Annotated in this window: 3 protein-coding genes; all 3 read left to right on the top strand. The window is 33.3% G+C overall.

All coding sequences use genetic code 11. From position 1 onward, the window contains the following. Window positions 1–1,331 (top strand): S8 family serine peptidase (locus F6K13_RS23425; protein WP_287288549.1); only part of this gene is annotated, 1,331 nt, incomplete at its 5' end. Between the two features lie 405 nt (window positions 1,332–1,736). Beyond that, the gene (locus F6K13_RS23430; protein ID WP_124146692.1) at window positions 1,737–3,155 is read left to right on the top strand and encodes a hypothetical protein; all 1,419 of its coding nucleotides are present in this window, start codon (window positions 1,737–1,739) and stop codon (window positions 3,153–3,155) included. 25 nt (window positions 3,156–3,180) lie between these two features. After that, window positions 3,181–3,705: DUF1822 family protein (locus F6K13_RS23435; protein ID WP_287288550.1), on the top strand; the 525-nt coding region annotated here is incomplete at its 3' end.

Genomic DNA, 3,705 nt, shown 5'->3' on the forward strand with positions numbered 1-3,705 from the left:
TCCAATTCCCACAGTCAGATGACACCTTGATAAACGCTCGCGATATTGGGGTTTTGAATACCAATCAAATTTGGAATGATTTTGTAGGTGACTTCGACTCCGTAGACTATTATCGTTTCCATTTGAATACAACCAGTGACTTTAACTTATTTTTATCTGGTTTAAGTGCAGATGCTGATGTAGACTTGCTCGAAGACAAAAATAACGATGGTTTTGGAGAAATAATTGATTCTTCCCTTGCTTTTGGCAGCGCTTCCGAAGAAATTAATGTGTCTAATTTAAACCCCGGTACTTATTACGTTAAAGTAAGTCAATACAGTGGAGATACAAATTATAATCTGAGTCTGTCAGCAACACCTTCATTTAATTCTGGACTTTCATTGAATTCTGATGGTTTTAATAGTATCTATGGATATGGTTTAATTGATGCAAATGCAGCAGTTGCTCAAACTATCAACGCACCAATTCCTGAAGGTTTTGATTTTAATAATTGGAATGTCGAAACAATTAATGCTCCCGAAGTCTGGAATCAAGGTTATACCGGGCAAGGTATTATAGTAGCAGTGATAGATAGTGGGGTAGACTACAATCACTTTGATTTAGCAAGTAATATCTGGACTAACATCAATGAAATTCCTAACAATGGTTTTGATGATGATGGTAATGGATATGTAGATGATTTTAGGGGATGGGATATTATCAATAATGATAATGACCCGATGGACTTTTTTGGTCACGGTACTCATATTGCAGGTACGATCGCTGCTCAACAGAATGGCTTAGGAATTACAGGAATTGCTCCTAATGCTAAAATTATGCCTGTTAAGGTAGGAAATTTTGAGACAATTCTACCTGATGATGCTGCTGCTGGCATTTACTATGCAGTTAATAATGGTGCCCATGTGATTAACATGAGTTTTGGGAGAGATTTTTATTCTCCTGTAGTAGATGATGCCATCCGTTACGCAACAGAAAGAGGAGTTGTGGTAGTTATGGCAGCAGGTAATGACGGTAGTAGTTTTCCTGAATATCCAGCTAATAATCTACAACAATGGGGAATTCCTGTTGGGTCAACAGATATTACAGGCAGAATTAGTGACTTTTCTAACCGTGCTGGGTCAACAACACTAAATTATGTTGTTGCTCCTGGAGAAAATATTTATTCGACTCTTCCTAATAATGATTTTGGAAATCAAAGTGGTACATCATTTGCTGCTCCTCATGTTGCTGGTGTAGCTGCTTTAGTTTTGAGTGCTAATCCTTTTTTAACTCCCGAACAAGTGGAATATATGATTACTACTACAGCTAATTCTAACCAAGTTATAGTTTAGTGCAGCTACGCGGAAGTCAAAAGTCAAAAGTCAAAAGTCAAAAGTATTGAAGCGAAAAAAGCATTTCCTTCTTCCTTTTTGCCTCTTCACTTCTTCCTTCTTTCCTCAATAAATATTGCATAACCTCTAGGAATATAGAAATATATTCCAATTGAAGGGATAAATATCCTGATATTAGAGCAAACTTTTGACCAGGAAAAATGATTATACAATTAACAATAATCAGCATTGTGGATTGAATATCTTACGGGTTAATGTTTGATAGTAGTCGAAGCAAAGGTTAGGAAAGATCGAGAGCTTAAAACTAAGACAACGTAATACTTTTCCTTCTTCCTTCTTTCTTCTGCTATAAGCTAATATATCTGGATAATTGTTCATTTTTATTGATCTCAAATCTAAAAGTAAATGGTTACTGCTTCTAAATACTGGAGACAGATTAAGATTAATAGTTCCGGGTCTCGTCAAATCCTGGAAATTACAGAGGCAAAACAATTTTTTACCTCAAATTTTCCAGAATATATAACAGATAGTGAAATTTCGGACATTAATATTCAGCGTCAACTTTTAGCATTGGTGCAAGATAATTCAGATACTAATTTAGAGAGAAATTCTTTATTAGCAGAACGCTGTCTTCTCTGTTTTATATCTTGGCAAATTGACGGTGTTTGTCAACAATTAGCCGCAAATTTTGGTACAAATCATGGCTTTACTAGGGAAAATTTATTCCCTTATGTTTTGACTGATGATGGCAGAATCTCTAGTCAAAAAAATAAAACTTCTTCTTGTTCTTTTGCTCAAGAAATTCTCCAAAATTTCGACCCAAATCAAAGCAATTTAGCTACCTGGACAACTAGAAAAGTTAAACAGCATCCTGAACTTAATAGTTTCTTACTGGAATGTGGAGTCTATTTAATTAGTGATTGGGCAATTCTGAATGATACTCCTCCTAAACAACTAGAGAAAATTTTCTCAGTATTTTATAATTTTACTGCTTTTGAAACTCGGGAAAGTATAGATATTTTATCAAGTTATCATGCTATTTATCGGGCGCAACGTCGCCAAAAAAGTTTATCAAGAGCAGGGAGAAAATGTTTGCCACCAACTACAGAACAATTAGAACAAATTGCTCAATTAATCAAAACTAAAACTGGTAAAAATATTTCTCCAAAGCAAGTATTGACTAAATTGCAAGACCTGGCTTCTCAAATACGAGAATATCGAATTTCTGTGAGAAGTGGTTCTCTACCAACAATACCATTAGATACTTCTAACCATAAATCTTTAGCTAATCAGATTTGTATTGTTCAAGAAGCTGATTCAATGGATGAACAGAATGAATTTTTGAGCAATTATAGAAAGCAATTTCTTTTAAGTTTAGATGATGCTATAGCTAAAGTAACAGATTCTTGGATACAATTACTAAAGAAAAGAAAAAACAAAAAAATGGAACAATTTATCCAAGGGTTACATCTATATCATTGTCAGGGAAAATCAATGACAGAAATTGCTCAAAATGTTGGCTTGAAAGCGCAATATCAAGTAACTCGCTTACTAAAATTAAAATCTTTTCGGGCTGATATTAAACAGGAATTATTAATTAGTTTGCGGGGTCGTATCTTAGAAATTGCTCAAGATTATGCAGATCCAAAACATCTAAAAACTATAGATAAAAAAATAGAAATAGCTCTAGATGAACAAATAAATATAGTCTTTAAAGAAGTAGAATCAGAGGGTTATAATTCTCAGTCTAGTTCTAAAGAAAATTTATTTGCTCAAAGAGTTTGTAAGCATATAGATAAATTCAATTATTGTAATTTATCATAAAACTTATTATCAAGGAAAACTTTAAATGAAAAATGAATTAACGAATCAATTAGAAGATTTGCTAGAATTTCAGGGTATTGCAACAGAATCTATTCATTTATCATTAGAAAAAGTTGACCAAGCCATCCAAATTAGCAATCAAATTCCTAACGAATCACGACAATGGCAAACTTATTTGAATGGGTTAGCTTTGTTTGGATTTGAACAATGGTTAGAAGAACGAGGTACAGATAATTTAACAGTTAATTTAGCTGATGCTTCTATTTTTAATCCAGTTCTTTCTAACTCAATTCCAGCCGTTTGTCATCTTAATATTAATCAATTTCAAGTTTGTATCATTACTCAAGGTAGTTTTATAAATGAAGAAGTTAGTTTACCAAGAGCAGTAGTAGATTTACCAGAGTTCTCCCATCATTTATATGTAGTTGTGGAAGTACAAGAAGAACTAGAAAAAGTTGTGATTAATAGTTTTATTTCTTATGCAGATTTAATGGGCAATAAAACACAGCTTAATCTACTGCCAGATGAAGATTGGAATTATCAAATTCCA

It is taken from the genome of Okeania sp. SIO2B9 (assembly GCF_010672505.1).
GTDB classification, from domain to species: domain Bacteria; phylum Cyanobacteriota; class Cyanobacteriia; order Cyanobacteriales; family Microcoleaceae; genus Okeania; species Okeania hirsuta.

Coding starts and splice junctions, on each gene's coding strand:
- F6K13_RS23430 (WP_124146692.1), top strand. CDS start 1,737: ATGGTTACTGCTTCTAAATACTGGAGACAGATTAAGATTAATAGTTCC.